Origin of the sequence: Burkholderia sp. 4M9327F10, from assembly GCF_005503145.1 — a bacterium.
Lineage (GTDB): Bacteria > Pseudomonadota > Gammaproteobacteria > Burkholderiales > Burkholderiaceae > Paraburkholderia.
In genome coordinates this window covers 119130-145284 of sequence record NZ_SCNV01000013.1, presented here as the reverse complement: position 1 = coordinate 145284, position 26155 = coordinate 119130, and the positions used below count along the sequence as shown (strand labels likewise).

General features: G+C 62.8%; 20 protein-coding genes and 1 pseudogene. 15 read left to right on the top strand and 6 right to left on the bottom strand.

Annotated features, from left to right (window positions below; genetic code table 11):
- Window positions 1-351: 351 nt before the first annotated feature.
- Window positions 352-2664: a bifunctional diguanylate cyclase/phosphodiesterase gene (locus FFS45_RS15170; RefSeq protein ID WP_171029656.1), complete on the top strand. Its 2313-nt coding sequence runs from the start codon at window positions 352-354 to the stop codon at window positions 2662-2664.
- Between the two features lie 131 nt (window positions 2665-2795).
- Here the strand turns inward: FFS45_RS15170 and FFS45_RS15165 are convergent, their stop codons facing one another.
- Window positions 2796-3830 (bottom strand): LacI family DNA-binding transcriptional regulator, encoded by a 1035-nt coding sequence (locus FFS45_RS15165; RefSeq protein WP_137955468.1) that lies wholly within the window; start codon window positions 3828-3830, stop codon window positions 2796-2798.
- 192 nt (window positions 3831-4022) lie between these two features.
- On the opposite strand from FFS45_RS15165, the gene FFS45_RS15160 reads away from it, so the two are divergent.
- The 10 genes from FFS45_RS15160 (at window position 4023) to FFS45_RS15115 (ending at window position 16628) form a co-directional block, all read left to right on the top strand.
- The gene (locus tag FFS45_RS15160; protein WP_137955467.1) at window positions 4023-5240 is read left to right on the top strand and encodes an ATP-binding cassette domain-containing protein; all 1218 of its coding nucleotides are present in this window, start codon (window positions 4023-4025) and stop codon (window positions 5238-5240) included.
- 11 nt (window positions 5241-5251) lie between these two features.
- Window positions 5252-7237, top strand: coding sequence for a beta-galactosidase (locus FFS45_RS15155; protein WP_137955466.1), 1986 nt, complete (start codon window positions 5252-5254; stop codon window positions 7235-7237).
- Window positions 7238-7340: 103 nt separating this feature from the next.
- Window positions 7341-8594 carry an extracellular solute-binding protein gene (locus FFS45_RS15150; protein ID WP_137955465.1) on the top strand — a complete coding sequence of 418 codons (1254 nt, stop codon included), beginning with the start codon at window positions 7341-7343 and terminating at the stop codon, window positions 8592-8594.
- Between the two features lie 72 nt (window positions 8595-8666).
- A complete protein-coding gene (locus FFS45_RS15145) occupies window positions 8667-9626 on the top strand; it encodes a sugar ABC transporter permease (RefSeq protein WP_137955464.1) in 960 nt (319 codons plus the stop codon).
- A 10-nt stretch (window positions 9627-9636) separates the two neighbouring features.
- Window positions 9637-10488 carry a carbohydrate ABC transporter permease gene (locus FFS45_RS15140; protein WP_137955463.1) on the top strand — a complete coding sequence of 284 codons (852 nt, stop codon included), beginning with the start codon at window positions 9637-9639 and terminating at the stop codon, window positions 10486-10488.
- 206 nt (window positions 10489-10694) lie between these two features.
- The gene (locus tag FFS45_RS15135; protein ID WP_137955462.1) at window positions 10695-11279 is read left to right on the top strand and encodes a hypothetical protein; all 585 of its coding nucleotides are present in this window, start codon (window positions 10695-10697) and stop codon (window positions 11277-11279) included.
- Window positions 11280-11603: 324 nt separating this feature from the next.
- The gene (locus tag FFS45_RS15130) at window positions 11604-12041 is read left to right on the top strand and encodes a MarR family transcriptional regulator (protein ID WP_137955461.1); all 438 of its coding nucleotides are present in this window, start codon (window positions 11604-11606) and stop codon (window positions 12039-12041) included.
- 39 nt (window positions 12042-12080) lie between these two features.
- Window positions 12081-13643 carry an efflux transporter outer membrane subunit gene (locus FFS45_RS15125; protein WP_137955460.1) on the top strand — a complete coding sequence of 521 codons (1563 nt, stop codon included), beginning with the start codon at window positions 12081-12083 and terminating at the stop codon, window positions 13641-13643.
- 44 nt (window positions 13644-13687) lie between these two features.
- Window positions 13688-14965: an HlyD family efflux transporter periplasmic adaptor subunit gene (locus FFS45_RS15120; protein WP_137955459.1), complete on the top strand. Its 1278-nt coding sequence runs from the start codon at window positions 13688-13690 to the stop codon at window positions 14963-14965.
- A gap of 103 nt (window positions 14966-15068) precedes the next feature.
- Window positions 15069-16628 carry a DHA2 family efflux MFS transporter permease subunit gene (locus FFS45_RS15115; RefSeq protein ID WP_137955458.1) on the top strand — a complete coding sequence of 520 codons (1560 nt, stop codon included), beginning with the start codon at window positions 15069-15071 and terminating at the stop codon, window positions 16626-16628.
- A 42-nt stretch (window positions 16629-16670) separates the two neighbouring features.
- Here the strand turns inward: FFS45_RS15115 and FFS45_RS15110 are convergent, their stop codons facing one another.
- Together FFS45_RS15110 and hmpA are read right to left on the bottom strand one after the other, a co-directional pair.
- On the bottom strand, window positions 16671-16997 hold the full coding sequence (locus FFS45_RS15110) for a hypothetical protein (RefSeq protein ID WP_137955457.1): 327 nt from the start codon (window positions 16995-16997) through the stop codon (window positions 16671-16673).
- A gap of 400 nt (window positions 16998-17397) precedes the next feature.
- Window positions 17398-18579, bottom strand: coding sequence for an NO-inducible flavohemoprotein (gene hmpA / locus FFS45_RS15105; RefSeq protein ID WP_137955456.1), 1182 nt, complete (start codon window positions 18577-18579; stop codon window positions 17398-17400).
- Between the two features lie 112 nt (window positions 18580-18691).
- Between hmpA and norR the strand changes: the two genes are divergently transcribed.
- Both norR and FFS45_RS15095 read left to right on the top strand, forming a co-directional pair.
- On the top strand, window positions 18692-20287 hold the full coding sequence (gene norR / locus FFS45_RS15100) for a nitric oxide reductase transcriptional regulator NorR (protein WP_137955455.1): 1596 nt from the start codon (window positions 18692-18694) through the stop codon (window positions 20285-20287).
- A 137-nt stretch (window positions 20288-20424) separates the two neighbouring features.
- Window positions 20425-21173 (top strand): annotated as a pseudogene (locus FFS45_RS15095) (SDR family oxidoreductase).
- A 125-nt stretch (window positions 21174-21298) separates the two neighbouring features.
- On the opposite strand, the gene FFS45_RS15090 reads toward FFS45_RS15095, so the two are convergent.
- On the bottom strand, window positions 21299-22240 hold the full coding sequence (locus FFS45_RS15090) for an alpha/beta hydrolase (protein ID WP_137955454.1): 942 nt from the start codon (window positions 22238-22240) through the stop codon (window positions 21299-21301).
- A gap of 182 nt (window positions 22241-22422) precedes the next feature.
- Here FFS45_RS15090 and FFS45_RS15085 point away from each other — a divergent pair, with 182 nt between their 5' ends.
- Window positions 22423-23340 (top strand): LysR family transcriptional regulator, encoded by a 918-nt coding sequence (locus FFS45_RS15085; RefSeq protein WP_137955453.1) that lies wholly within the window; start codon window positions 22423-22425, stop codon window positions 23338-23340.
- Between the two features lie 126 nt (window positions 23341-23466).
- Here the strand turns inward: FFS45_RS15085 and FFS45_RS15080 are convergent, their stop codons facing one another.
- On the bottom strand, window positions 23467-24114 hold the full coding sequence (locus tag FFS45_RS15080) for a VTT domain-containing protein (protein ID WP_137955452.1): 648 nt from the start codon (window positions 24112-24114) through the stop codon (window positions 23467-23469).
- A gap of 234 nt (window positions 24115-24348) precedes the next feature.
- On the opposite strand from FFS45_RS15080, the gene FFS45_RS15075 reads away from it, so the two are divergent.
- Window positions 24349-24894: a GNAT family N-acetyltransferase gene (locus tag FFS45_RS15075; RefSeq protein ID WP_137955451.1), complete on the top strand. Its 546-nt coding sequence runs from the start codon at window positions 24349-24351 to the stop codon at window positions 24892-24894.
- 115 nt (window positions 24895-25009) lie between these two features.
- On the opposite strand, the gene FFS45_RS15070 is transcribed toward FFS45_RS15075, so the two are convergent.
- On the bottom strand, window positions 25010-26071 hold the full coding sequence (locus tag FFS45_RS15070; RefSeq protein ID WP_137955450.1) for an alkene reductase: 1062 nt from the start codon (window positions 26069-26071) through the stop codon (window positions 25010-25012).
- Window positions 26072-26155 lie beyond the last annotated feature (84 nt).

The following is a 26155-nucleotide window of genomic DNA, read 5'->3' as shown; positions in this document are numbered from 1 at the left end:
CGCACCGCAAACGATGTCGCGGGCAGAGGGAGTCGGAACGCATTGGGCGCCGCCGTCCGTCATGCCTCGTGCAAGTGTTGTGCAGTTGCATCATCGCGCGGGGTGACCGGGTTTTCTGGGCGTGCTAAAGCGGTGGCAATCAAGCTTGCCGTAAGTAATCGGCAGTAACCGTCAGGGGCGAGTCAGGGGCGGCTTGGGGCGGGCGCGAGAGCGCTGCCGCACGGGCAACGCGCCATAAAGTTTGTTTGTGTCGTGGGCATTAATATTGGTCAGACAGTTGCCGTTATACAGCGGCAGAGTAACGGAGCTGGCCTGATATCTATCAATATACTTTCCACCGCAACGCAACACATGACCGATGCCCACTTGCGTCACCGTTTTCATCGTCGTTCGTTGGATCAGCAGCGTCCCCTGTCGACCGTCACCATGGGTTTCACAGTGGTCGCCGCGTTGCTGTTCGTGCTGGCACGGGGGCTGGTAGCGGGGCCGGCCGTCTGGCTGCCTTACAGGCTCGCCTGCATCGTTTGCCTCGCCTTGCTGGTCGCGGGTGTGCACAAGGCGCGCAGCACCTGGTGGTTCGGCGCATTCGGCGTGGCTTATACGCTGGTGCTGGTGATCGTCATTGCGCTCAACATTGCCGGTCTCGAACAGGCTTTGCTATGGGCATTGCCCGCGCTGCTCGTGATCCCGGTGTGCTCGGCGCCGCTTTGGCTGACGCCGGCCCACTTTCTGGTCGGCACGGTGGCGTTTTATGCCGCCGCGCTGCCATTGCTGTTCCGGCACCCGCAGATGCACGACGTCACGGTGGTGGCCTGGATGTGGGTGGTGGTCGGCGTGCCCACGGCGACGGTCTTCCACCTCAGCTTCTACTGGTTCCGGCGCAATCATTTCCTGCTCGAGAATCGCCTCGCGCAACTGGCCGCGACCGATCCGCTGACCGGCCTGCAAAACCGCCGCGCCTTCATGGAGCAGGCCGAGCGGCGGCTCGGCGCACTGGGCAAGGACGGCAAAGCGTGCGCGATCTTTGTCGACATTGACTATTTCAAGTCCCTGAACGACCAGTTCGGCCATGCCGTCGGCGACCAGGCGCTTTATGAAGTGGCGCAGGTACTGATGGAGCAAACGATTGCGCAGGACAGCGTGAGCCGCATCGGCGGCGAGGAGTTCGCGGTATTGCGGCGCGAGGGGCTGGCCTCTGCGCTCGAACTGGCCGAGCGGGTGCGTGGGGCCATCTCCGGCATCGCGCGGCCGGATGGTTACCTGACGGCGAGCTTCGGCGTGGCCGAGCATCGCCCCGGCGAAAGCATCATGGCGCTGCTCGACCGCGCCGACGAAGCCCTGCTGCGCGCCAAGCAGACCGGCCGCAACCGCGTCTGTGCGGAGCTGGCGGTCTCGTGCGACTCTCAGCAATTGTTATGCCTGGAATGTCTGTGCGACCCGAACGACCCATCGGGCGACGCGCGGCCGCGTTGGGAGGACTACTATCTGACCTCGCATTTCCAACCGCTCTATAGCCTGTCGCATCAGAAACAGGTCGGCTTCGAGGCGTTGTTGCGCGGCGAGCAATCCGATGGCTCGCTGGTGGCGCCGGCCGTCCTGTTCGCACCGCGGCCGCTTTCCGACGAGGGCGCGCTCGATCGCGCCAGCCATGCCGTCCATCTCGCCAATGCGCAACGGCTGATTCCCGGTGAGGCGTGGATCTTCCTCAATATCCTGCCCGCGACCTTCGTGGCGCAGGGCTATGCCGATCAGCTGGCCGGCATCGTGCGCTCGGCGGGGCTGGAGCCGGACAAGATCGTTCTGGAGATTCTCGAATCGCGCGGCGGCAGCGTCGACGAGATGTCACGCGCGGCGGCCCGCTATCGCGAGCACGGCTTTCTGATTGCGGTGGACGATTTCGGCGCCGGCCAGTCGAATCTGGACCGGCTGTTCCGGATCCGTCCGGACTTCGTGAAGCTGGACGGCGAGCTGATTCGCGCGACGATTCCGGGCACGCAGCAGTCGATCCTGCCCAAGCTGGTGTCGCTGCTGCATCAGGCGGGCATGCTGGTGGTGGTCGAAGGCGTCGAGACGACCGAGGAACTGATTCTCGCGGTCGAGTCGAACGTCGATTTCGCTCAAGGCTTTCTGCTAGGGCGGCCGGCCGCCCAGATCGCACCGCCGGATACGATCAACCGCCTGATCGACCGCTCGTTCGATGTGATCGCTCAGGGCCGGGCACATCTGCATGCGTTGTTCGAGAGCGAGGTGGAACCGTACCGCTTTGCCTTGCGCAGCGCCGCCGATGCGTTGCTCGCCGGCGTAGCCATGGCCGACGCGTTTGCCGATCTGGCGCAGCAGAAGCTTTGTATTAGCTGTTTCATCCTGGACGAGCGGGGCCGGCAGATTGGCCCCGAAGTCACCGGCGTGGCAGGCGCAAACGTGGGCGATTCGCTGGAGCCGGTGGCGGATCCGCGCGATGCGCGCTGGGATCACCGGCCGTACTTCAGGAACGCGGTCCTGCTGCCCGGTGTGCCGGTTGCCAGTAGTCCTTATCTGTCGCTCGCGAGCGGGCGGCCCTGTATCGCCGTGACGGTGGCGATACAGTCGCCGGAAATGCGCTCGGTGGTGGGCACGGAACTGGACTGGTCCTCGCCGCATCTGCCCTGGCCGGCGAGCGAGTAGGCGCTCGGGCGGTTCATCAGGCGGCTCTTCAGGCGGCTCTTCATGCGGCTCTGCATGCGGGCGCTCGCGCATGATCTCAGGCTGGTGTTCACGCAGATTTCCATGCAGGTGCTCAAGCTTGACCGGCTCGTTTAGCCGCCGGGAGCTTGCGTCGAGGCGCGCACCACGAGCCGCGGTGCTGATGCCACGCACATCCGCGGCGCTTGCGCCGTAGCTCGGGTGCCGCGCGGCGACGCCTCGATCAACTCGCGCAGCAAGGACACCGCCAGCTCAGCCGCTTCGACCGTTGGCACAGCCACGGTTGTCAGCGCCGGACGCGATTCCTGGGCTAACTGAATGTCAGTAATACCGATTACCGACAGATCGCCCGGCACCTGCAAGCCCAGATCGGCCGCCGCATGCAAGGCGCCGAGCGCGGGCAGGTCGTTGGTCGCAAAGATCGCACTTAGCTGCGGATTCCCCTGCAGCAATTCGCGGGCGGCGAGATAGCCGCCCTGGGTGGTATCCGGCGCATAACACACCGGCGAGTCCGCCACCTCGAGCCCCGCCGCGCGCAGCGCATCGAGAAAGCCTTCGTAACGCGCCGCGTGGATACCCGCCGCCTTGCTGCCGACGATGGCGCCGATCCGCCGGTGCCCCAGTTCGAGCAGATGCTGCCCGGCCAGTTCGCCGGCGAGCCGGAAATCGACCGCCACGCAGGGCAGGCCGGGCGGTTCGTGCGGACGTTCCCACATGCACAGCACAACCGGCGCGCCGCGCGCCTCGGTCTTGTGCAGGTCGGCGAAATCCAGATTCGCGTTCATCACCAGCACACCTTCCGACAGCGTGCCGGCAATCTGTTCCAGATACGCGCGTCCTGCCAGCGGATCTTCGTTCGTATTGCAGATGATCAGGAAGTGGCCGCTGCTGCGCGCCGCACGCTCGACCGCCAGCGCGAACTCGGGATAGAACGGGTTGGCGATGCTCGAGACCATCAGCGCGATGGTCGGGGCGCGGCCCTCGGCGAGCGCCCGGGCGGCCAGATGCGGCTGATAGCCGAGCGCTTCGACCGCATCGAGCACGCGTTGCCGGGTGAGGGCGCCGACCCGGCCGCGATTGCGCAGCACGTTCGACACCGTGGCGGGCGTGCAACCGGCGCGGCGCGCGACTTCACTCAGGGTTGGCATGATGTCGTCACTATTTGGGATGGTTTCTCAAAATTTGCGTCCTGCATTCAGGCGCGGCAGTATTTGACACATAGACAGCACGATTTCGGAGACGCTGCAGGCCATTGGATCGCACGCGGTCATTTTTTTCGGCCTTGAAGATTAAGCGCTTAATCTCCGACTTCGAGCCGATTAAATCACGGAGACGAAGCGATGGCGAGCATTTCGTTAAGAGGCGTCCAAAAATCGTACGGCGATGGCGCGCCGGTGATTCGCAATGTCGATCTGGAGATCGGCGAGAACGAGTTCTGCGTGTTCCTCGGGCCGTCGGGCTGCGGCAAATCCACTTTGCTGCGCATGATTGCCGGCCTCGAAGACGTGAGCGACGGCGACCTGTCGATAGGCGGGCGGCTCGTCAACGACGTGCCGTCGGCCCAGCGCGGCGTGGCGATGGTGTTCCAGAGCTACGCCCTGTTCCCGCATATGACCGTGTTCGAGAACATGGCCTTCGGCCTCAAGCTCGCCAAAACTCCCAAGGACGAAATCGACCGCAAGGTGCGGGAGGCGGCCCGCATCCTGCAGCTCGAAGCGCTGCTGGAGCGCCGGCCCAAGGCCTTGTCGGGCGGGCAGCGGCAACGGGTGGCGATCGGCCGCGCCATCGTGCGCGAACCGGGTGTGTTTCTGTTCGACGAGCCGCTCTCCAATCTCGATGCCACCTTGCGCGGCCAGACGCGGGTTGAGATCGCGCGCCTGCACAAGCAGTTTGCCAAGGCGAGTGTCGTTTATGTGACGCACGACCAGATCGAAGCCATGACGCTTGCCGACAAGATCGTGCTGCTGCATGCCGGCAAGGACACCGAGCGCTTCGGCAGCATCGCCCAGATCGGTGCGCCGCTCGAGTTGTATCACCGGCCGCGAAGCCGCTTTGTGGCGGGGTTCATCGGCTCGCCAAGAATGAATTTTCTGGCCGGCAAGGTTGCCGCGATCGACCCGCGCGGTGTCAGCGTCACGCTCAACGGCAGCGGCGAAAGCGTGCGCGTGAGCGTGGATGGCGCGGCGCTGAGCGTGGGGCAGGCGGTGACGTTTGGGGTGCGGCCCGAGCATCTGGAGCTGGCCGAGGGGGGCGCTGCCGCATCCGCGCCGACAGCCACAGGATTGGGTCAGCAGAACGGCGGCGAGGCGGCTCGCCAAACCGCATCCGATACCTCCGTGCTGACCCGCACCGTTTCGCTAGTCGAGCAGCTTGGCGAACACAGCTATGTCCATCTCGAGGAAGCCGACGGCGCGGTGCTGATTGCCAAGGCGCCCGGTGACACGCGTCTGCAGCAGGGCGAGCGCGCCGTCTTCCGCGCGCCGGCTGCTGTCTGCCATCTGTTTACCGAAGACGGCTTCGCCGTCGCTTCGCTCGAATCCGTCGAACACTACGCATAAAGGATACTGGGATGCGCCTCGGAGTTTGCTATTACCCCGAACACTGGCCGGAATCGCTGTGGGAAGATGACGCCCGCCGCATGAAAGCACTCGGCATCGAGCAGGTGCGGATTGCCGAGTTTGCCTGGAGCCGCATGGAGCCGTCGCCCGGCGAGTACGACTGGGGCTGGCTCGACCGCGCGATCGACGTGCTCGGCGCGGCCGGCCTGCAAGTGGTGATGTGCACGCCGACCGCGACGCCGCCGAAGTGGCTGATCGACCGTCATCCGGATATTTTGCCGGTCGGCGCGGATGGCCGGCCACGTGCTTTTGGCTCGCGCCGTCATTACGATTTCTCGTCGCCGTCGTATTTCGCCGCCTCCGAGCGGATCTGCACGGCGATCGCCGAGCGTTACGGCAAGCATCCTGCCGTTGCCTACTGGCAGACCGATAACGAGTTCGGTTGCCATCACACGGTGGTCAGCTACTCGCGGGCGGCGGTGGTGCGCTTTCGCGAGTGGTTGAAGGCGCGTTACCAGACGGTCGACGCGTTGAACCGTGCATGGGGCACGGTGTTCTGGAGCATGGAGTACCGCAGCTTCGATGAGGTCGACGCACCAGTGGCGACCGTCACCGAGGCGCATCCGTCGCACCGGCTCGACTATCGGCGCTTCGCCTCCGATGAAGTGGCGCGCTACAACCGCATGCAGGTCGAGATCATTCGCGCCCATTCGCCGGGCCGGCCGGTGGCGCATAACTTCATGCAGTTATTCACCGAGTTCGATCACTACAAGGTCGCCGCCGATCTCGATGTGGCCGCATGGGACAGCTATCCGCTCGGCGCGCTCGAAGAGCAATGGTTCGCGCCCGAGATCAAGGCGAAGTGGCTGCGCACCGGTCATCCGGATTTCGCCTCGTTCAATCACGATGTCTACCGCGGCATGTCGAAGCTGCCGTTCTGGGTGATGGAGCAGCAGCCGGGGCCGGTCAACTGGGCGCAATGGAATCCGGCGCCGCTGCCGGGCATGGTGCGCCTGTGGAGTTGGGAGGCGTTTGCGCACGGCGCGGGGTGCGTGTCGTATTTCCGCTGGCGCCAGGCCCCGTTTGCCCAGGAGCAGATGCATGCGGGCTTGAACACGCCTGATAACCGGCTCGATGTGGGTGGCAACGAAGCGGCTCAGGTAGCTGAAGAAATCCGCATTGTGCTGGCGGCGCAAGCCGATGCGAACGCGAGCATTCGCGCGAGGGTCGCGCTTGTCTACGACTACGAGGCCAAGTGGCTGTTCGAGATTCATCCGCAGGGTGCGGACTTCCACTATCCGCGTTTTGCCTTCGAGTACTACTCGGCGTTGCGCGGGCTCGGTCTGGATGTCGACGTGGTGCCGGTGGACGCACCGCTCGACGGCTATCAGATGATCGTGGTGCCGCCGCTGCCGGTGGTGCCCGCGGATTTTGCGGAACGTCTCTCGCGTTCGGGTGCGCAGGTGGTGCTCGGGCCGCGCAGCGGCTCGAAGACAGAGGATTTGCAGATTCCTGCAGCGTTGCCGCCTGGGACGCTCGCCGCAGTGATGCCGGTTCGCGTATGGCGCGTCGAGTCGCTGCGCCCCAACGTGACCGAACCCGTGCGGATTGCCGGCAGTGCGAGTCTCGACGATGGCGTTGGGCGGCATTGGCGCGATTTCGTCGAGCTGGATGCGGCGCAGCACGCAGCGCTGGAGATTCGCGCCCGTTTTGCGGACGGCCATCCCGCCTATGTTCGCAGCGGTACGGCTCACTACTTTGCAAGTCTCTTCGATGACGCGCTGACAACGCGGCTCTTTGCTGCGATCGCCCGCGAAGCCGGTCTTGCCGTGGTGGCGCTCGGCGACGATGTGCGCATCAGCCGGCGCGGCGCGCTGACGTACGTATTCAACTACGGCGAGCAGGTGCACACACTTACCGAGGTGGCCGACAGCGCCTTCGTGATCGGCTCGCGGGAGATCGCGCCGCAGGGTGTGGCGGTTTATCGATCGAGTTAGCAGGTTTGTGGCACTTTTCCTGGCACCCCAGGCAGCATCTGAGCAGTACCCTTCGCAGCACCCCGGCACTACCGAAAACCACGTAAAAACCAAGGAGACAGGCATGAAATTCAAACTTCGCAAGGTTCTGGTTGCCGTCGCGCTGACTGCGGCCACCGCGGCTGCATCGATGGCCGGCAGCGCGCAGGCGGGCACGCTCGCGATCAACATCGCGTTCAAGGGCGCGAGTCAGCGGGCGGTCTGGCAGCAGGTGATCGACGAGTTCAAGAAGGCCCATCCGGGCACCGACGTCAACGTGTCGTTCATCGACGAGGAAGCCTACAAGGTGCAACTGCCGGGCTGGCTCTCGACCGTTGCGCCCGACATCGTGAACTGGCACGACGGCGAACGGATGGCGTATTACGCGCAGCGTGGCCTGTTCGAAGACCTGAGCGGCGACTGGAACAAGAACGGCTGGAACAGTACCTATGCCTCGACGAAGGAGGCCTCGTCATATAAGGGCAAGCAGTACGCGGCGCCGACCGTCTACTACTCCTGGGGTATGTTCTACCGCAAGGATCTGTTCCAGAAGGTCGGGATCACAGCCGAGCCGAAGACGTGGGATGAGTTTCTCGACGCCTGCAAGAAACTGAAAGCGGCCGGCATTACGCCGATTGCCGTGGCTGGCCGCGATGCGTGGACGCTGGCCGGCTGGTTCGACTATCTGGACCTGCGCCTGAACGGCAACGCGTTCCATCAGAAGCTGATGGCAGGCGAGGTGCCCTACACCGATCCGCGCGTGAAGAAGGTGTACACCACGTGGAAGCAACTGATCGACGACGGCTACTTTATCGACAATTCGCTCTCCTACGATCTGGATGCGGCGCAGCCGTTCCTGTTCCAGGGCAAGGCCGCGATGATGCTGATGGGCACGTTTATCACCGGCGGCTTTCCGGCGAACGTGAAGCCGCAGATGGGCTACTTCCAGTTCCCGATTATCGATTCGAAGGTGCCGACCGCCGAGGACGGACCGGTCGAGTCGCTGCATATTCCGTCGAAGGCGAAGAACAAGGCCGACGCGCATGCGTTCCTGGCTTTTGTCGAGACGCCGGAAATCGGCGCGCAGCTTGCCACGGGGCTGGGTTCGCTGTCGGCGAACAGCAAGTCGCCGGAACCGGAGGATCCCATTTCGAAGATCGGCTTCCAGATTCTGGCCAACACGAAGGGCGGCATCGCGCAGTTCTATGATCGTGACATGACCAAGGAGATGGCTGACGAGGGGATGAAGGGAATGCAGCAATTCATCGCCGATCCCTCGAAGCTCGACGATGTGCTGGCGCAACTTGAGCAGACCCGCCAGCGCATCTACAAGAAGTAAGCGTGTTGCAGAAGTGAGCGCGGGCGGCCTCGCGCCGCCCGCGCCCGATCGAGATTGAGCAGGAGACTCACCGTGGTTCACTCCGTCAGCCGTCAATCCATTGGCAACGCCGGGCAGGGCGCATCGGGCCCGGCGGGCGGCGCCGCGCCGCGTGCGTCGGTGCGCCGGCGTGGTCCGTCGCCCACCGCGCGCCGCCAACGGCGTGCCGCATTCCTTTTTCTCGCCCCCGCTTGCGTGATGGTGGCGGTGTATGTTGTCTGGCCGATACTCTCGACCATCCGCATCAGCTTTTTCAACTGGGACGGCATGACCGATCCCAGCTTCGTGGGTCTCGCGAACTATGTGGAGCTGTTCCATGCGCCGACCTTCTACACCGCGCTCAAGAACAATCTGATCTGGCTGTTGCTGTTCCTGCTGGCGCCACCCATGGGGCTGGCGGTCGCGCTGTACCTGAACCAGGCCGTGGCCGGCATCCGCATTGTCAAGTCGCTGTTCTTTGCGCCATTTGTGCTCTCGGGCGTGGTGGTCGGGCTGATCTTCTCGTGGTTCTACGACCCGACCTTCGGCTTGCTCGCGCTGATACTGGGGCACGGCGTGCCGGTGCTCGGCGATGCGCGCTACGCGACGCCTGGCATCATCTTCGCGGCGCTCTGGCCGCAAACCGCGTACTGCATGATCCTGTATCTGACGGGGCTGACCTCGCTGAACTCGGAACAGGTCGAGGCGGCGCGCATGGAAGGCGCGCATGGCTGGTCCATGCTGTGGCATGTGATCCTGCCGCAACTGCGGCCCACCACGTTCATGGCAATCGTGGTCACGGTGATTGGCGCATTGCGCAGTTTCGACCTGATCTCGGTGATGACGGGCGGCGGTCCGTTCGAAAGCTCCACCGTGCTGGCTTATTACATGTACGACCAGGCGATCAAGTACTACCGGATCGGCTATTCCGCGGCGATTGCGGTGGTGCTGTTCGCGATCATGCTGGTCTACATCGTCTATCACCTGCGGCGGATGCTGCGCGCTGAGCAATAAGGAGGCCGATATGTATCCGATGCCGATTGCCAAATGGAAGCCGACCTCGCGCCGGCTCTACAAGCTTTCGCTGCCGGCGGCGTTGCTGATCTGGCTGCTGCCGATGATTGCGGTTCTGGTCACCTCGGTGCGTTCATCCGATGAACTGAGTGAAGGCAACTACTGGGGCTGGCCGAAGCAGTTCGCGATGTGGACCAACTATCACGACGCGCTGACCACGTCGCCGATGCTGCATTACTTCTGGAACAGCGTGCTGATCACGGTGCCGGCGGTGCTCGGCTCGATCACGCTGGCGGCGATGGCGGGGTTCGCGCTGGCGATTTACCGGTTTCGTGGCAACAGCACGTTGTTTGCCACCTTCGTGGCGGGCAACTTCGTCCCGGTGCAGGTGTTGATGATTCCGGTGCGCGATCTGTCGTTGAAGCTTGGGCTCTTCAACACGGTGGGCGCTTTGATCCTGTTTCATGTGGCGTTTCAGACGGGCTTCTGCGCGCTGTTCCTGCGTAACTTTATCAAGCAGTTGCCGTTCGAACTGGTCGAGGCTGCGCGGATCGAGGGGGCTAACGAGTGGACCGTGTTTTTCCGGATCGTCTTGCCGCTGATCCGCCCGGCGCTTGCGGCGCTTGCCATTCTGGTGTTTACGTTTGTCTGGAATGACTACTTCTGGGCGCTGTGTCTGACTCAGGGAGACGAGGCGGCGCCGATCACAGTTGGCGTGGCCGCGCTGAAGGGGCAGTGGACGACGGCGTGGAATCTGGTGTCGGCGGGGTCCATTCTCGCCGCGTTGCCTTCGGTGGCAATGTTCTTTGCCATGCAGAAGCATTTTGTCGCGGGGCTGACGTTTGGTGCGACGAAGGGGTAGTTAGCGGGCGGTTGCCATGCGCTAGGGTCGGTTTGATGTTCCGTGTTCTCCCCCGAGAGGGTTGCCCGCTGATGCGGGCTTTTTTTTGTCGGTACGTGGCGTGGTTCGTTCCAATTATTGCGATTGCCCCTGTCCATTTGGCCGATATGGCTATCGATCTACTGGCCACATAAAATGATCAGTTCTTCGAAAAAATTCAGGGAAATTTGGAACTCGAACTTCAACCCGTCGATTCACCACCAGAACCTACGCACCGTTTTTCGGGAATTGCCTATCGCGGAATTCAGTGGGATTTAAGCCATCTTGATTCGTTTTCCTTCAAGGTGGACCTCGGGATCGGCAGTGACATCACCGTACTCGTCCTGTTTTCATGCCATTGCTTCTCACACAGTTTTCAGTGGGACGGCCGCTCCCGCCATGTCATACCGGCGCGTGAAATATACAGCGATGGTAAGGAGCATCGGGTGTTGGACCCTCAGCGATACGAACTATCACGCCGGTTCCTGCGGGAGATTGTTGTCAACCTTTCCGGCCGACACATCACCGTCGCCGACGAGAAGCAACCGAACTTCGTCACGCTTGAACATCTGAATGCGGATGGGACCAGCTCGCTTTACGCGGTCTTTTTTGAGGTCAAGAAGGACAGTAGCCGCAGGCGTCGACTCGTGCTGCGCGTGCAGTCTGCATATTTGCTGGATAAGGGACTGACGCGACGCCAGGCCAAGGGAGGGAAGGTTGCGTTTGAGACGCTGTTACGTGCCACCTACCTTGGGAAGCCGATTCGCGGATAGGGACGTGCAGAAAAACCAACGGCCACCTTTCGGCGGCCGTCGCATGCGGGGCTCTCTATCTGTTCTTCAACAGAATTCCCACTCCAGGTGGGACCCGGTTTCCCGGGCGGCTCTACGTTTTTTGCACCCGCTTGTACGTAGTCTTGAACCATCAATAGTAGCTCCGTCGTAAGCCCCGGTCAAGCCTTGCAGCGTCTTTCCTCTGACGAAAGCGCCTGGAGCGCTCCTCCGTGCTTGCCGCCCGACCTTCAAGAAATCAAAAATCTAACTTGACAGTATTTGACCTGTCAGCTAATCTCCTTTCCAACGATCAAGGAGTCAGACATGGATCACTACACGAGAGAGAGTTTCAACAGCGAAGTCAGCGTGGGTTTCTCCATCAACAAGGCCCGCAACGTCATGGTGGCCGAAATGGACAACGCATTGAAAGGGCTGGACATCACCAGCCAGCAAATGGGCATCCTGCTGTCCTTGCAACGCGGCACCGCGGACACGCCGTTCGAGTTGTCGAAGCTGCTGGGTATCGATACGGGCCTCATGACCCGCATGCTCGACAAGCTGGAAGCCAAAGGGCTGCTGCAACGCTCGCGCAACCTAGAAGACCGCCGGGTGGTCAACCTGATGCTCACCAGGAAGGGCATAGAGGTCGCTAACCAGGTTCCTGATGTCGCGCCCAGCGTGCTGAATGCACGCCTCAAACGCTTTACGAAGGAAGAGTTCAAAGAGTTCGGCCGCCTGCTCAAGAAATTTCTCGAAGATTGAGTGGCATTTTTTTTACCCATATATCTGACAGGTCAGAAAATGGCACCGCAGCTAACTAAGAAAGGCACCGCAGCGCGTTTCGCGAAGGCTGGTGTGACACTCATCTGCGCGGCCGTGCTGTCGGCGTGTGTTAACTACGCGGGCATCACGAGCGACAAGCAGATGGCGCAACCCCAGAGTTTCGCGAGCCAGCAGAGCATTCCGGCTGACCACGGCCGTTGGCCTGCGGCGAATTGGGCCGACCAGTTTGGCGACGCCCAACTCAAGGCGCTGTTGGCCGAAGCGTTGCAGGGCAGTCCGACAATTGAGCAGGCGAGGGCCCGCGTCGCTGCCGCCGCTGCATATACGGAAACCGCAAAGGCGAGCACGCTGCCGAAGGTCGGCGCCAGCTACTCGTTCACTCGCGAGCAATATTCAGGCAACGCCCTGATCCCGCCGCCGTATGCCGGCTCGTGGCAGTCGGAAAACGAGGGGCTGCTATCAGCTTCCTACGACCTCGATCTGTGGGGCAAGAACCGCGAGGCGCTCAAGGCGTCCATGTCGCAGTTGCAGGCGAGCGAGGCCGATGCCGAAGTCGTCAAGCTGACGCTTACCTCGGCTATCGCCCGCAGCTACAACCAGCTCGCCCGTCTCTATGCGTTGCGCGACATCGCGCAACAGGAAGTGGGGCAGCGTGAGCAGATCGACAGCATTACGGCCGGACGCATTGCTAACGGACTGGATACCGAAGTCGAGCGCAAGACCGCCCAGGCCAACCTGGCCAGCAGCCGGGCCGCGCTGGCTTCGCTCGACGGCAGCATCGTCACGACGCGCTATCAACTGGCCGCGCTCCTCGGCGCCGGTCCGGACCGCGGCCTGTCGATTGCCCGGCCTGCGCTTGGCATCGGTGACGAAGTGCTGCTGCCCGATAACCTGCCGGCTGATCTCGTCAGCCGCCGCCCGGATCTGGTCGCGGCCCGCTGGCGCGTCGATGCGCTTACGCATGACGTCAAGGAAGCCAAGGCCGAGTTTTACCCCGACATCAACCTGAGCGCCGCCATCGGTCTGGATGCGTTCGGCTTTGGCCGCTTCCTGAGCGCCGCCAGCCGCACCGCCAACGCCGGGCCGGCAATCCATCTGCCGATCTTCGACGGCGGCGAACTGCGGGCGCAGTTAAAAGGCCGTTATGCCGACTTCGACAATGCCGTGGCCGGCTACAACCAGACGCTAGTCACGGCGCTGTCGGAAGTCGCCACGCAACTCGCCGAGATCCGTTCGACCGACGCCCAGCTCGGCGATGCAGAAACCGCCCAGGACGCCGCACGCAGTGCCGACCAGTTAGCGCTTACGCAATACAAGGGCGGCCTCACGAACCAGCTCACCGTGCTGAATGCGGACACCACCGCGCTCGCGGCTGACGAGGCTGTGGTCAACCTGAAGATGAACCGTCGCGATCAGCAGATTGCACTCGCGCAGGCGCTAGGCGGTGGCTACACCGAAGACGCCGGCGCAAGCAGCGAGGCGAATGCGGGCACGATCGTGACTACGCCGGCAAGCGCGAGCACGAGTAGCGCAGCCAACTCATCTGTACTTCGAACCAACCCAACTGTCGCCGCGCGCTAAAGCGTTTCTCGCGACACCTTAATTCTTTGCCTGGAGTCATTGAAATGAGCGATACCACCATCGAGCGCACGACGGCTCAAGCCAAACCCCGTGAACAGGTCGAACAGGCTGAACAAACTGAACAGGCGGATCCGCCGAAGCGCAAGCTGATGCTGACGCTGCTGGCCGCCGCCATCGCGGTGTCCGGCGCAGCGTACGGCGCCTACTATTTCACGATTGGGCGTTTCCATCAGTCCACCGACGACGCCTATGTCAGCGGCAACCTCGTGCAATTGACCCCGCAGGTTAGCGGCACGGTGGTCGCCGTCAACGCGGACGACACGCAGATCGTCAAGCAGGGCGACCCGGTGGTCACGCTCGACGGCGCTGACGCAAAAGTTGCGTTGTTGAACGCCGAAGCGACGCTCGGTCAGACCGTGCGGCAGGTTAGCGGTCTCTACGTGAACAACGAGTTCTATGCCGCCAACATTGCCCAGCGTGAGGCTGACCTGGCGCGCGCGAACGATGACCTGAAGCGGCGCGAAGCGGTGGCCGGAACGGGGGCGGTATCGGGCGAAGACATTAGCCACGCGCACGACGCGGTCGACTCCGCCGAAGCCGCGCTCGAAGCGGCGCGTCAGCAGGCCGAAGCCAATCACGCCTTGACCGATCGCACGACAGTCGCCGGGCATCCCGATGTGCAGGCAGCCGCCTCGAAGGTGCGCGACGCCTACCTCGAATACGCACGCGACACCTTGCCCGCACCGGTGACGGGCTATGTGGCGCAGCGTTCGGTGCAGGTGGGCCAGCGCGTCGCCCCCGGTACACCCTTGATGGCGATCGTGCCGCTCGACGGCGTGTGGGTCGACGCCAACTTCAAGGAGGGCCAGCTGCGCCATATGCGCATCGGTCAGCCCGTCATGCTGACAGCCGACGTCTATGGTTCCAGCGTCAAGTATCACGGCAAGGTGGTGGGTTTCTCGGCGGGCACGGGTGCGGCCTTCGACGTGTTGCCGGCACAAAACGCCACCGGCAACTGGATCAAGGTGGTGCAACGCCTGCCGGTGCGCGTGCAACTCGACCAGCATGAACTCGACACACATCCGTTGCGGATTGGCCTGTCGATGCAGGTCGACGTGGACACGCATGACCAGTCGGGCACGCAGTTGGCCGCCGCAACCAACACGTCGTATCGCACCGATGTGTTCGCCCAGTATGGCGCTGCGGCGGACGCGGAAATCGCGCAGATCATTGCGCAGAACATGCCGCTTGGCCGCGACGCAACTGCGAGTGCTCCGCAAAAGACCGCCGCCCGCCACGATGCCGGCCGCAATGCCGGTTGACTCGAATGCGCATGCATGGTCACAAAATTTTTTACCCAATTAGCTGACAGGTCAGATAGAAATCCGATCGCTCTGACCGTCATCCCCTTCTAACGGTGATGAAATGAATCAATCGACCCAACCAGCCGCACTCGCGCCGCTTTCCGGCGGCAAACTGGTGCTGGCGACCCTTGCGGTGGCGTTGGCCACTTTCATGAATGTGTTGGATTCCTCAATTGCCAATGTCGCGATTCCGACAATCTCCGGCAACCTCGGCGTATCGGTCGACGAGGGAACCTGGGTTATCACGCTGTTTTCCGCCGCCAACGCGATCTCGATTCCGCTCACCGGATGGCTCACGCAACGGGTCGGGCAGGTCAAGCTGTTCGTCTGGGCGATCCTGCTGTTCGTGCTGTCCTCCTGGATGTGCGGCATGGCGCCGACACTGCCGGTGCTGCTTGCCGCGCGGATCGTGCAGGGGGCGGTGGCGGGGCCGCTGATTCCGCTGTCGCAGGCGATCTTGCTGGGTTCATATCCGAAGGAAAAGAGCTCGCATGCGCTCGCCCTGTGGGCGATGACGGCAACTGTCGGCCCGATTGCCGGCCCGGCATTGGGCGGCTGGATTACCGACAGTTACTCATGGTCATGGATCTTCTACATCAACATCCCCGTGGGCATCTTTGCGGCAGCCGTCACGTGGGCGATCTATCGTGACCGCGAAACGCCGACAAGGCGCTTGCCGATCGACAAGGTGGGTCTGCTGTCGCTGATCGCCTGGGTCGGTTCGCTGCAGGTGATGCTCGACAAAGGCAAGGACCTCGACTGGTTCAACTCGCCGGTGATTGTCGCGTTGACGGTGGTGGCACTGATCAGCTTCGTCTTCTTTTTGATCTGGGAGCTGACCGAGAAGAATCCGATCGTGAATCTGCGTCTGTTCGCGGGGCGTAATTTCCTCGGCGGCACGGTGGCGATCTCCGTCGCCTATGCGGTGTTCTTCTCGAACCTCGTGCTATTGCCGCAGTGGATGCAGGAGTATCTGAACTATCGCGCGGTGGATGCCGGTTTAGCCACTGCGCCGCTTGGCATCTTCGCCGTGCTGCTTGCGCCGGTGATCGCCAAGCTGATGCCGAAATCCGATGCGCGGGTGCTCGCCACGCTGTCGTTCCTCGGTTTTGCGGGCGTGTTCTTCATGCGCTCGGGCTACACGACCGGCGTCGATACCTGGACGCTTGTTTTACCCACTTTGCTGCAGGGTTTTCCAACGGGTTTCTTCTTCGTACCGTTGACTGCAATCATTCTCTCAGGCTTACCGGCTGAAAAGATTCCCGCAGCAGCTGGCTTGTCGAACTTCGTGCGCGTATTTGCCGGTGCCGTGGGCACCTCGCTGACGAGCACTGGCTGGAACGACCGCACCATCCTGCATCATGCGCGCCTCGCTGAGCAGGCGAGCGTCAATAATCCGACTTTTGTGGCTTCGCTCAATGCCTTGCATTCGGCGCTTGGCGGCGGGTCGCAGCAGGCGCTGGCATTCTTCGAGCGTTCACTCGACACGCAGGCCGCCATGCTTGGCCTCAACGACATCTTCTGGCTGTCAGCGGTGATTTTCGTCGCGATCATTCCGCTGATCTGGGTGACCAGGCCTGGTAAGGGCGGTGCGGATGCGTCGGCGGCCGCCGCGCATTGACGAGGGACGAGTTGGCATGCGGCGCGTGCGGGCACGCGCCGCTTAATGATTTTTAACGTACCAGACCGTGTAGCTCACGACCAGCGCAACCTTGCACAGGCACTCGATCAGCGAGAGCGTGAACAGCTCATGTGAAATCGCGTATTCGAACGGCAGCGCGGAAGCGACTGCGAGCAAGCTCGCGCCGCACAGGAACGCAAACACCGAGCGTGCGTAGGGCGCGCCAAAATAGGCGGCGGCGCCTATGGCGAACAGCAGGCATTTGGCGAGCAACAGCGCGGCGATGTGAGCCATGCCGTCGCCGGGGCTGACTTCCCAAGGTGTCTCGATGAGCGACCAGATACAGACGAGCACGATGAAAACCTGCATGACGCGCCTTGCACGCGATGCAGTCTGCTGTTGCTTCCTCGTAGCGTCCACGGGCGCGCGGCGCATGTGAGCGTTCCACGTATCTTCAATGTTCACGAATTTCCCCGTCGTTCAATCGTGCGGTTTACGGAGTCTGCTCGATATAAGACGATGACCCAAATTAAATTTTGTCAAATGCCGTGAAATTGAGCCTCGTTCGTTGCGCCGATGTCGCACGTGACCTTACTGTGTCAGTGTAGTGACAGATTCATGGAGTAGTCGTTTAGTGTGACTAATCGGTGTGAGCACCTATTGCGGGTGGAAGCATAAGGATCGCCCAGGCAGCCTGATGCGAGTGCGAACCAAGAATGGTGCACAGCAGGGTTCGCACTCGGGCGCTTGCGGAGAGGGTGAGAGGGGGTTATTCGAGCGCCGCAGCCGGACCGAAGAACTCGTAACGGCTTTGTGATTCCGGCACGCCGACTGTCTTCAGATGTCGCTTCACCGCTTTCATGAATGCAACCGGGCCAAGGAAATAAACGTCCACGTCGCGTGTTTGCGGCAACCATTCATTGAGCCGGGCCGCGTCGAGATAGCCGGTTGCATCGGCGTCGGGATCTTCCGCACGCTGTTCCTCATAGCAATAGAAGCGCCTGAGCTGCGGATAGCGGGCGGCCAGCGCGTCGATGGTCGCGCGGAATGCGTGCACACCGCCATGGCGCGCCGCGTGAATGAAATGCACCGGGCGTGGCGTTTCAAGTGCAGTCTCCAGCATCGCCATGGTCGGCGTGATGCCGACACCGCCGCTGATCAGCACCAGCGGTTTGTCGCTGGGAACGAGCCTGAAGTCGCCGGCCGGTGCAAACAGTTCGAGCGTATCGCCTTCGTTCACCTGTGCATGCAGATGATTCGACACCTTCCCATTAGGCTCGCGCTTCACGCTGATGCGGTATTCGTGACCATTGGCCGCGGCCGAAAGCGAATAGTTGCGACGCATCTCTTCACCGTCGATCAGCAGCCGCACGCCGATGTATTGGCCGGGTTCGAATGCAAGCACGGGCCCGCGGTCGGCGGGGCGCAGGTAGAACGAGGTAATCTCGTCGCTCTCCCGCACTTTGCGCGCGACGCGGAATAGCCGCGTGCCGCGCCATCCACCTGGCGCCGCGGCGCGTTGCGCGTACAGTTGTTCTTCGAGTCCGCTCAGCAGATCGGCGAGTTGCTGATATGCGGCCGCCCATGCTTCGATTACCGCATCGGTGGCGATCTCTGCGCCGAGCACTTCACGGATAGCTCGGAGCAGGCACTTGCCGACCAATGGATAGTGCTCGGGCAGGATATTCAACACGACGTGCTTGTTGACGATCTGCGCGACCAGGCCGCCGAGCTGTTCAAGCTGGTCGATATGGCGCGCGTACATCAGCACGCCGTTGGCAAGGGCGCGCTGTTGCGCGCCGCTTGCCTGATTCGCGGCATTGAAGAGCGGCCGGACCTCGGGATGCTCGCTCAGGAGCAGCTTGTAGAAGTGCGTGGTGAGTGCTTCGCCGCCGCTTTCAAGCAACGGGACGGTGGCTTTGATGATGGCGCGATGTTCAGCGGAGAGCATGATGCGAATCCCTGTTTCAGTTAAGGTTCAGCCGTGTGCCGGCTGCGGTTCTCTCTATCCATCTTTCGTGCCAGGTGTAAAATCCATTTAAATCAATTGCTTAAAATATAGAATGGTTAATTCGACCCTGGTCGGATCGACTGCATCTGAGGTCAAAATGACTGCGCGCGCCTTGCTCGACGCGCTGACGCCGCTGATGCAGGATCTGTCGCGCGACCTCCCGGATACCGAGCGCTATCGCCGTTTGCTGAGCAGCCTGCGCACGTTGTTTCCAGGCGACGCCGCGGCGTTGTTGCGCCTCGAAGGCGACACCCTTGTCCCGCTCGCGATCGACGGCTTGAGCAGCGACACGCTCGGGCGGCGTTTTCGCGTCAGCGACCATCCGCGCTTTGCACAACTGCTGTCGCGCGCGGAGCCGACACGTTTTGCGGCCGACTCCGAACTGCCCGATCCGTATGACGGACTTGTGCAAGGTGTGGCTGGCCAGCTTGAAGTGCACGACTGCCTCGGTTGTCCGCTTCTCATCGCCGGACGGCCATGGGGACTGCTCACGCTCGATTCGCTCGACCCGGCACGCTTCGACGATCTCGACATGGCTTCGCTACACGCTTTCCTGAGCCTCGCGGCCGCGACCGTCAGCGTGGTGGAGCGGATCGACACGCTGGCGCGCGCAAGCGAGGAGGAACGCAGCCGCGCGGAAGCGTACCGGCAGGCGAGCGGGCAGAGCCGCCGCGAGATGATCGGCAGCAGCGCGCCGCATCAGCATCTGCTCGAAGAGATCAAAGTTGTCGCCGCCAGCGACCTGACGGTGCTGGTCACCGGCGAGACCGGTGTCGGCAAGGAACTCGTGGCCAACGCGATTCATGCACTGTCGGCGCGGGCCAACAAGCCTCTCATCAGCCTCAATTGCGCCGCGTTGCCGGATACGCTCGTCGAAAGCGAACTGTTCGGCCATGTGCGCGGGGCGTTCTCGGGCGCGTCCTCAGACCGGCGCGGCAAGTTCGAACTGGCCGATGGCGGCACGCTGTTTCTCGATGAAGTCGGCGAATTGCCGCTCGCCGTGCAGGCGAAGCTCTTGCGCGTGTTGCAGAACGGCCAGTTGCAGCGGATAGGTTCAGACCATGAACACAAGGTCGACGTGCGCCTGATTGCCGCCACCAATCGCGATCTTGCCGAGGAAGTGCGGGCAGGGCGGTTTCGCGCGGACTTTTATCACCGGCTCAGCGTTTATCCGTTACGGGTGCCGCCGCTGCGCGAGCGGGGCAGGGATGTGTTGCTGCTGGCGGGTTTTTTCCTCGAAGAAAACCGCTCGCGGCTCGGCCTGTTGAGCCTGCGCCTCGCGGCAGATGCACAAGCGGCGCTGTTACGCTATCCGTGGCCTGGCAATGTGCGCGAGCTCGAACATCTGATTGGCCGCAGCGCGCTCAAGGCGCTGGCCGCCAACCGCGAGCGGCGGCGCATCCTGACCCTGAGCGCGGCGGATCTTGCGCTCGCCGTGCCGCTTGAGACGCGTAACGAGCAGGTTGCCGACGCGAGTGCAACAGCGCCTGTTGGAGCGGATTTTCGCAGCGCTGTCACCGCGTTCGAACGGACAATGGTGCTCGATACACTCGAGCGCCACCAGCAGAACTGGGCCGCCGCGGCGCGCGAACTGGGACTCGATCGCGCGAACCTCAACCGGCTGGCCAAGAGGCTCGGCTTGAAATAGATTCAGCCAGATTTGAGCTCTGATAAATGTTCGATAATTTCGAACGACTACGTCGCTCACGTCGTACGGCAAGCGAACCGGGTCAGCGCATCATGCATTCACGGTAACTCACCGAATCCAACTCACTGGAGAGAATCATGACTCGCTTTCAAGGTAAATCTGTACTCGTCACCGGCGGCAGCAGCGGCATCGGCCTCGCAACCGCCAAGGCATTCGCTGCCGAAGGGGCACGCGTGGTCATTACGGGCCGCGATACTGCCGCGCTCGAAGATGCAAAGCGCGTGCTCGGCGCGCAAGCACTGGCCATTCGCAATGATGCCGGCTCGCTCGACGCGGCGGCAGAACTGGCGAGCACGCTCGCTCAGGCCAACATCCGGCTCGATGCCGTGTTTATCAATGCAGGCGTCGCCAGGTTCGCGCCGTTCGCAGAGGTGGATGAAGTGCTTTGGGATCTGACCTTCGACACCAACGTCAAGGGCGCTTATTTCCAGATCCAGGCGCTGCTGCCGTTGTTGAACCGGGGGCGTCGATTGTGATGAACGGTTCGATCAATGCGCGCATCGGCATGCCGGGTTCGTCGGTCTATGCAGCGAGCAAGGCCGCGCTGATCTCGCTGGCGAAGACGCTGTCGTCGGAACTGCTGCCGCGCGGTGTGCGCGTGAACGTGGTCAGCCCGGGACCGGTGCAGACGCCGATCTACGGCAAGCTGGGTTTCGACGCCGCAACGCTGGAAGCGACGGCGGCGCAAATTCTCAACCAGATTCCGCTCGGTCGTTTCGGTACGCCGGAGGAAATTGCCGCTACCGTGCTGCATCTCTCGTCTGCGGAATCGGCATTTATCGTCGGCACGGAAGTTATCGCGGATGGCGGTATGAGTCAGCTTTGAGGCAGCTTTGATGCAGCTTTGAGGCCGCGCCGCGCGGGTCCCGGCGCAGAGGGACTCGCCGCGGCGCGTGCACTGCAGGCCGCGGCGAAGGTGCCGCCGGCCTTAAGACCGGCGCGCTGCGCAGCTTACTTCGTTGCCCGCGCGTCGATAAACTGCACGATCGCCGCCATGGTCTGCTCGGGCGCTTCTTCCATCAGCCAGTGTCCCGAACCGTTGATGATCACGCCCTGCACATTCGTGTCGACCAATCGCGCCTGATCGATCAGGAAAGTCCCCGACGCCTTTTCCCCCGCGAGCACGAGCATGGGCATCGTGAGCGGTGTTTGGGCAAACTCTGCGAAATCTTTCGCATCTTGCGGGAAGGCGTGGAAGTACTCGAAGCCAGCGCGCATTCTGCCCGGCTGCGCGTAGATCGACGCATACAGTTCGCGGTCGGCCTCTGGAACCGAGTGCGCCGGGTCTGCCGCGAAGTCGTTCCAGAAGTGTTCGAAGTAGATCCGCTCGCGTCCCTCAACCAGCTTCAGCGGTGTTTCGCCGTAAAAATTGAAGTGCCACTTGTCACGCAGTAGCCAAACCTTCTGCCAGTCGCCTACGCCAGGCAGAAAGGCATCCATCAACGTGACGCTTTCGACTTCGTCCGGGTACTGCGCGGCGTACGCGTAGGCGACCATCAGACCGATGTCGTGTCCGACGATCTTCACCTTGCGATAACCGAGTTGCTGCATCATGGCGTGGATGTCCTGCGCCATGGTTTTCTTGTCGTAGCCGCTTGCCGGCATGCTGGAGGCGCCGGCGCCGGGAAGGTCCGGCGCAATCACGACGCGCCGGTCGTCGAGTCGTCCGATCAGCGGCAGCCACATATGGCTCGTTTCGGCATAGCCGTGCAGCAGCAACACCGGCGTGGCGTCGCCGTGACCCGCTTGAAGGTAATGCAGCTCGACGCCGTTTGCCGTGAGCGAATGTTCGCTGATGGCGGGACTCGTGGCGGCGTCTGCCGGGGCTTGCAGTGCGCCTGCAAGGATGAGTGCGCCGCTGATAAGCCGTGCGGTTCTGCTGATGATGCTCATGATGTACTCCTATGCAAAGGGCGTTGTGGGGCTGCCCCTGATTGCCCGGTGACATGACTGACGACCCGGCATCACCCTTGGACATGTTTGCGGATGGATCCGGATTGCCTTGTGCCATGGTGGACGCCCGGCCTTGTTTTGCCGTACGATTTGACCGAAGAACACGTTCGACGGAGTCGCACATGTTGTCGGAGGAAGAACTGGCGCTGCTCGATGCGATTCGCGAAACCGGCAGCCTGTCACGGGCCGCGGCGCGACTCGGCAAGGCGCCGTCGACGGTCTCGCATGCAGCAAGGCAGCTTGAAACGCGCTTTGACGCGCTGCTGTTCGACCGGCGCCGCTATCGCCTGCAATTGACGCCGGCGGGTCATCTGCTCGCGCAGGAGGCCGGGCGGCTGATGCAGGACATGACGCGCATGACCCAGCGCGTGCGGCAGATTGCGAGCGGCTGGGAGGACCGGCTGTGGATCGTCACCGACGAGATACTCGAGTTTGAGTCGCTGATGCCGGTGATCCGCGCGTTCGACGCTTTGCAGTCAGGCGTCAAGCTGCGGGTGACGCACGAGGTGCTGAGCGGGACATGGGAGGCATTGCGCGACGGCAGGGCCGATCTGATCGTTGGGGCAACCAATGAGCCGCCGGCAATTCCCGGCCTGCGCTGGTTCGAACTGGGCGTGATGGATTGGGTATTTGCGGTGTCGCCGCGTCATCCGCTGGCGGCCGCTCGCGGTCCGCTCAAACGCGATGCGATTTCGGCGCACCGTGGCGTGGCGGTGGCCGATTCGTCGCGCCTGACCGCAGGACGGGCGTACGGGCTCGTCGGCGGTCAGGCGGCACTGGCGGTTCCCACCATGCGTGCCAAGATCCTGGCGCAGCGTGAAGGTTTGGGTGTCGGCTGGCTGCCGCGCCATCGGGTGGCGAGCTTGCTCAAGCGCGGCGAACTGGTCGAAAAGACCACTGCCGATCCGCGCGAACCCAATGTACTGTATGTTGCATGGCGCGGCGACCAGGAAGGGCGCGCGCTGCAATGGTGGCTCGAACAGTTGCGTCAGCCGCGCCTGGCGAAGCGGCTGGTGCAGGGAATCGATGCGTTTGCGTGAGACTGCTTCGTAATCCCAGGCCCAATCTTGCCTGGGTGCCTCGTTTGTTCAACGCGCTGCTGGGAGCTTTCGATGACGCTCGCCCAGGCTAGGGAGTGCCGGCGTGCGCGAGCCGCCGTCAGAACATCACGCGCGCTGCCGCCGGTTGTTGACGAAGCGCCAGAGCGCGCTCACCAGCAGCGAACCGACGCCGAGCCCGACCCCGAGGAGAACGATCGAACTCATGTGGTCGCGCACTACCGGCACGTTGCCGAACAGGTAGCCGGCCGTCACCAGCGACACGATCCAGAGCGCCGCGCCCGCGACGACGAACGAGGTGAAGCGCACGAACGTCATGCGCGAGACACCGGCCACGAACGGCGCGAAGGTGCGTACCACGGCGATAAACGGCGAGAGCAGGAAGGTCAGGCCGCCGCGCGCCTCGTAAAAGGCGTGGGCCTTCTCGAGGGCATGCTTGTCGAGCCAGCGATACTCGGCCGTGTAGACCTTCTCGCCGATCGCCCGGCCAATCAGGAAGTTGACGATGCTGCCTGCCACGGTCGCGGCAAACAGCACGGGAATCACTAGCCAGACATTGAGCGCGCCGGTGGTCGCGAACGCGCCGCAGATGAAGATCAGCGGATCGCCCGGCAGGAAGAATAGCGGCAGGAAGCCGATTTCGACGAATACGATCGCGAACAGCATCGCGTAGACGGCGGTGCCATATTGCGCGATCAGCGCGCCCAGGTTGCGGTCGAAGTGCAGGGCGACCTGCAATAGGTGCATCAGATCCATCTTGAGGGTTGGCCGTTGAAGTAACGGGAGTGTAGCGCCGCACGCGTGCCGTGGCAGGGTTTTTCGCTGTGCTGCGCACGGCTGCAAGCGTGGCGGGTGAATGGAGCGTGAGCAATGCACGAAGGGCGCGCCCGCCTCGCCTGTCTGTTCGTTTTGCCGCAGCGATGTCAAGATTCGGGGTGGGCGCATCCTGCGGGAGGAATGCGCGAATATCCTTGCCTTGACCGGAAGCTCATGCAGGACTCTCTTGCCGTTACTTTTCGCCTTGCTGTGCCTGACGATACCGAGGCCGTGCGCGCTATCGAGTACGAAGCGGCGCAGCGCTTCGTGACAGTCGGCTTGACCGGTATTGCCGATGCCCAGCCGATGAACGCGTCCTTCGTGCGCCGCAAGATCGAGGCGGCGGAAATTATCGTCGCGGTGGATTCGGCGGGGCGCTGCGGCGGCTTCGTGATGTTCGCGCCGCTTGCCACGCGCTTCTATATCGAAGAACTCGATGTGCTCACGGCATGGGCGGGCAGGCGTATCGGCGCGGCGCTGATCGGGCAGGTGGAGCGTCTCGCAGCCCAGGCGGGAGCCCGGCAACTGGTGTTGTCCACGTTTCGCGACGTGCCATGGAATGCGCCGTATTACCGGCGGCTCGGCTTCAGCGTGATGGACGGTGCGAGCCTCGACGCGAAGTTGCGGGCGATACGCGCATCGCATGTGGCTCACGGGCTCGACGAAACGAGGCGCGTGTTCATGTGCCGTGAAGTGACGGCGGCGAGCGCGGCCGGATAATACTCCGGTCGGGCCCGCCGCGCGTTTTACGCCTGCTTGTGGCTTGTTCTACGCCTCGCGCAGGCGCTTATTGCACCGCTCGTTGCAGCGCTTATTCCACCGCTTATGCCACCGCTTATGCGGCCGCTTCCAGCGCCGGATAGTCCGTATAGCCGGTTTCGCCGGCTGCATAGTACGTAGCCGGATTCGGCTGGTTCAGCGGCGCGTCGAGTTCGAAACGGCGCGGCAGGTCCGGGTTGGCGATGAACAGCTGTCCCCATGCCACTGCGTCCGCTTCACCGGCGTCCAGCACGTGCTGTGCGGATTCCTTGGTGAACTTCTCGTTGGCAATGTACGGGCCGCCGAAGGCTGCCTTCAACTGCGGGCCGAGCCGGTTGTCGCCGAGTGCTTCACGAGCCGCGATAAAGGCGATCTTGCGCTTGCCGAGCTCGCGCGCCACATAGCCGAAGGTTGCCGCGGCGTTCGAGTCGCCCATGGTGTGCGCATCGCCGCGCGGTGCGAGGTGCATGCCGACGCGCTGGGCGCCCCACACTTCGATACATGCATCGGTTACTTCGAGCATCAGGCGAGCGCGGTTTTCAATCGAGCCGCCGTAGGCGTCGGTGCGGTGGTTGGTGCTGTCCTGCAGGAACTGGTCGAGCAGATAGCCGTTCGCGCCATGCACCTGCACGCCGTCGAAACCGGCTGCCTTGGCATTGGCGGCGCCCTTGCGATACGCGTCGACGATGGCGGGGATTTCCGCCAGATCGAGCGCACGCGGCGTCACAAACGGGCGCTGCGGACGCACGTGGCTCACATGCCCTTGCGGCGCAATCGCGCTCGGTGCAACCGGCAGTTCGCCGTTCAGGAAGATCGGGTCCGACACACGGCCGACGTGCCACAACTGCAGGAAGATCTTGCCGCCGGCAGCGTGAACCGCGCTGGTGACGAGCTTCCAGCCTTCAACCTGCTCCTGCGACCAGATGCCCGGCGTGTCGGCATAGCCGATGCCTTGCGGCGTGACCGAGGTGGCCTCGCTGATGATGAGGCCCGCCGAGGCGCGCTCGGCATAGTACCGGGCCATCAGGGCGTTCGGCACGCGGATTTCTCCGGCGCGCTGGCGCGTCAGCGGCGCCATGATGATGCGGTTCTTCAGCGTGAGATCGCCAATCTGAAGCGGGTCAAAAAGAGTCGGCATAAGAGTTCACCTTTCCTGGCGGGCGCAGTGCCCGCAACGATAAGAACAGCGTGATGAAAGAGACGCGGCGAAGCAGACGCGAAG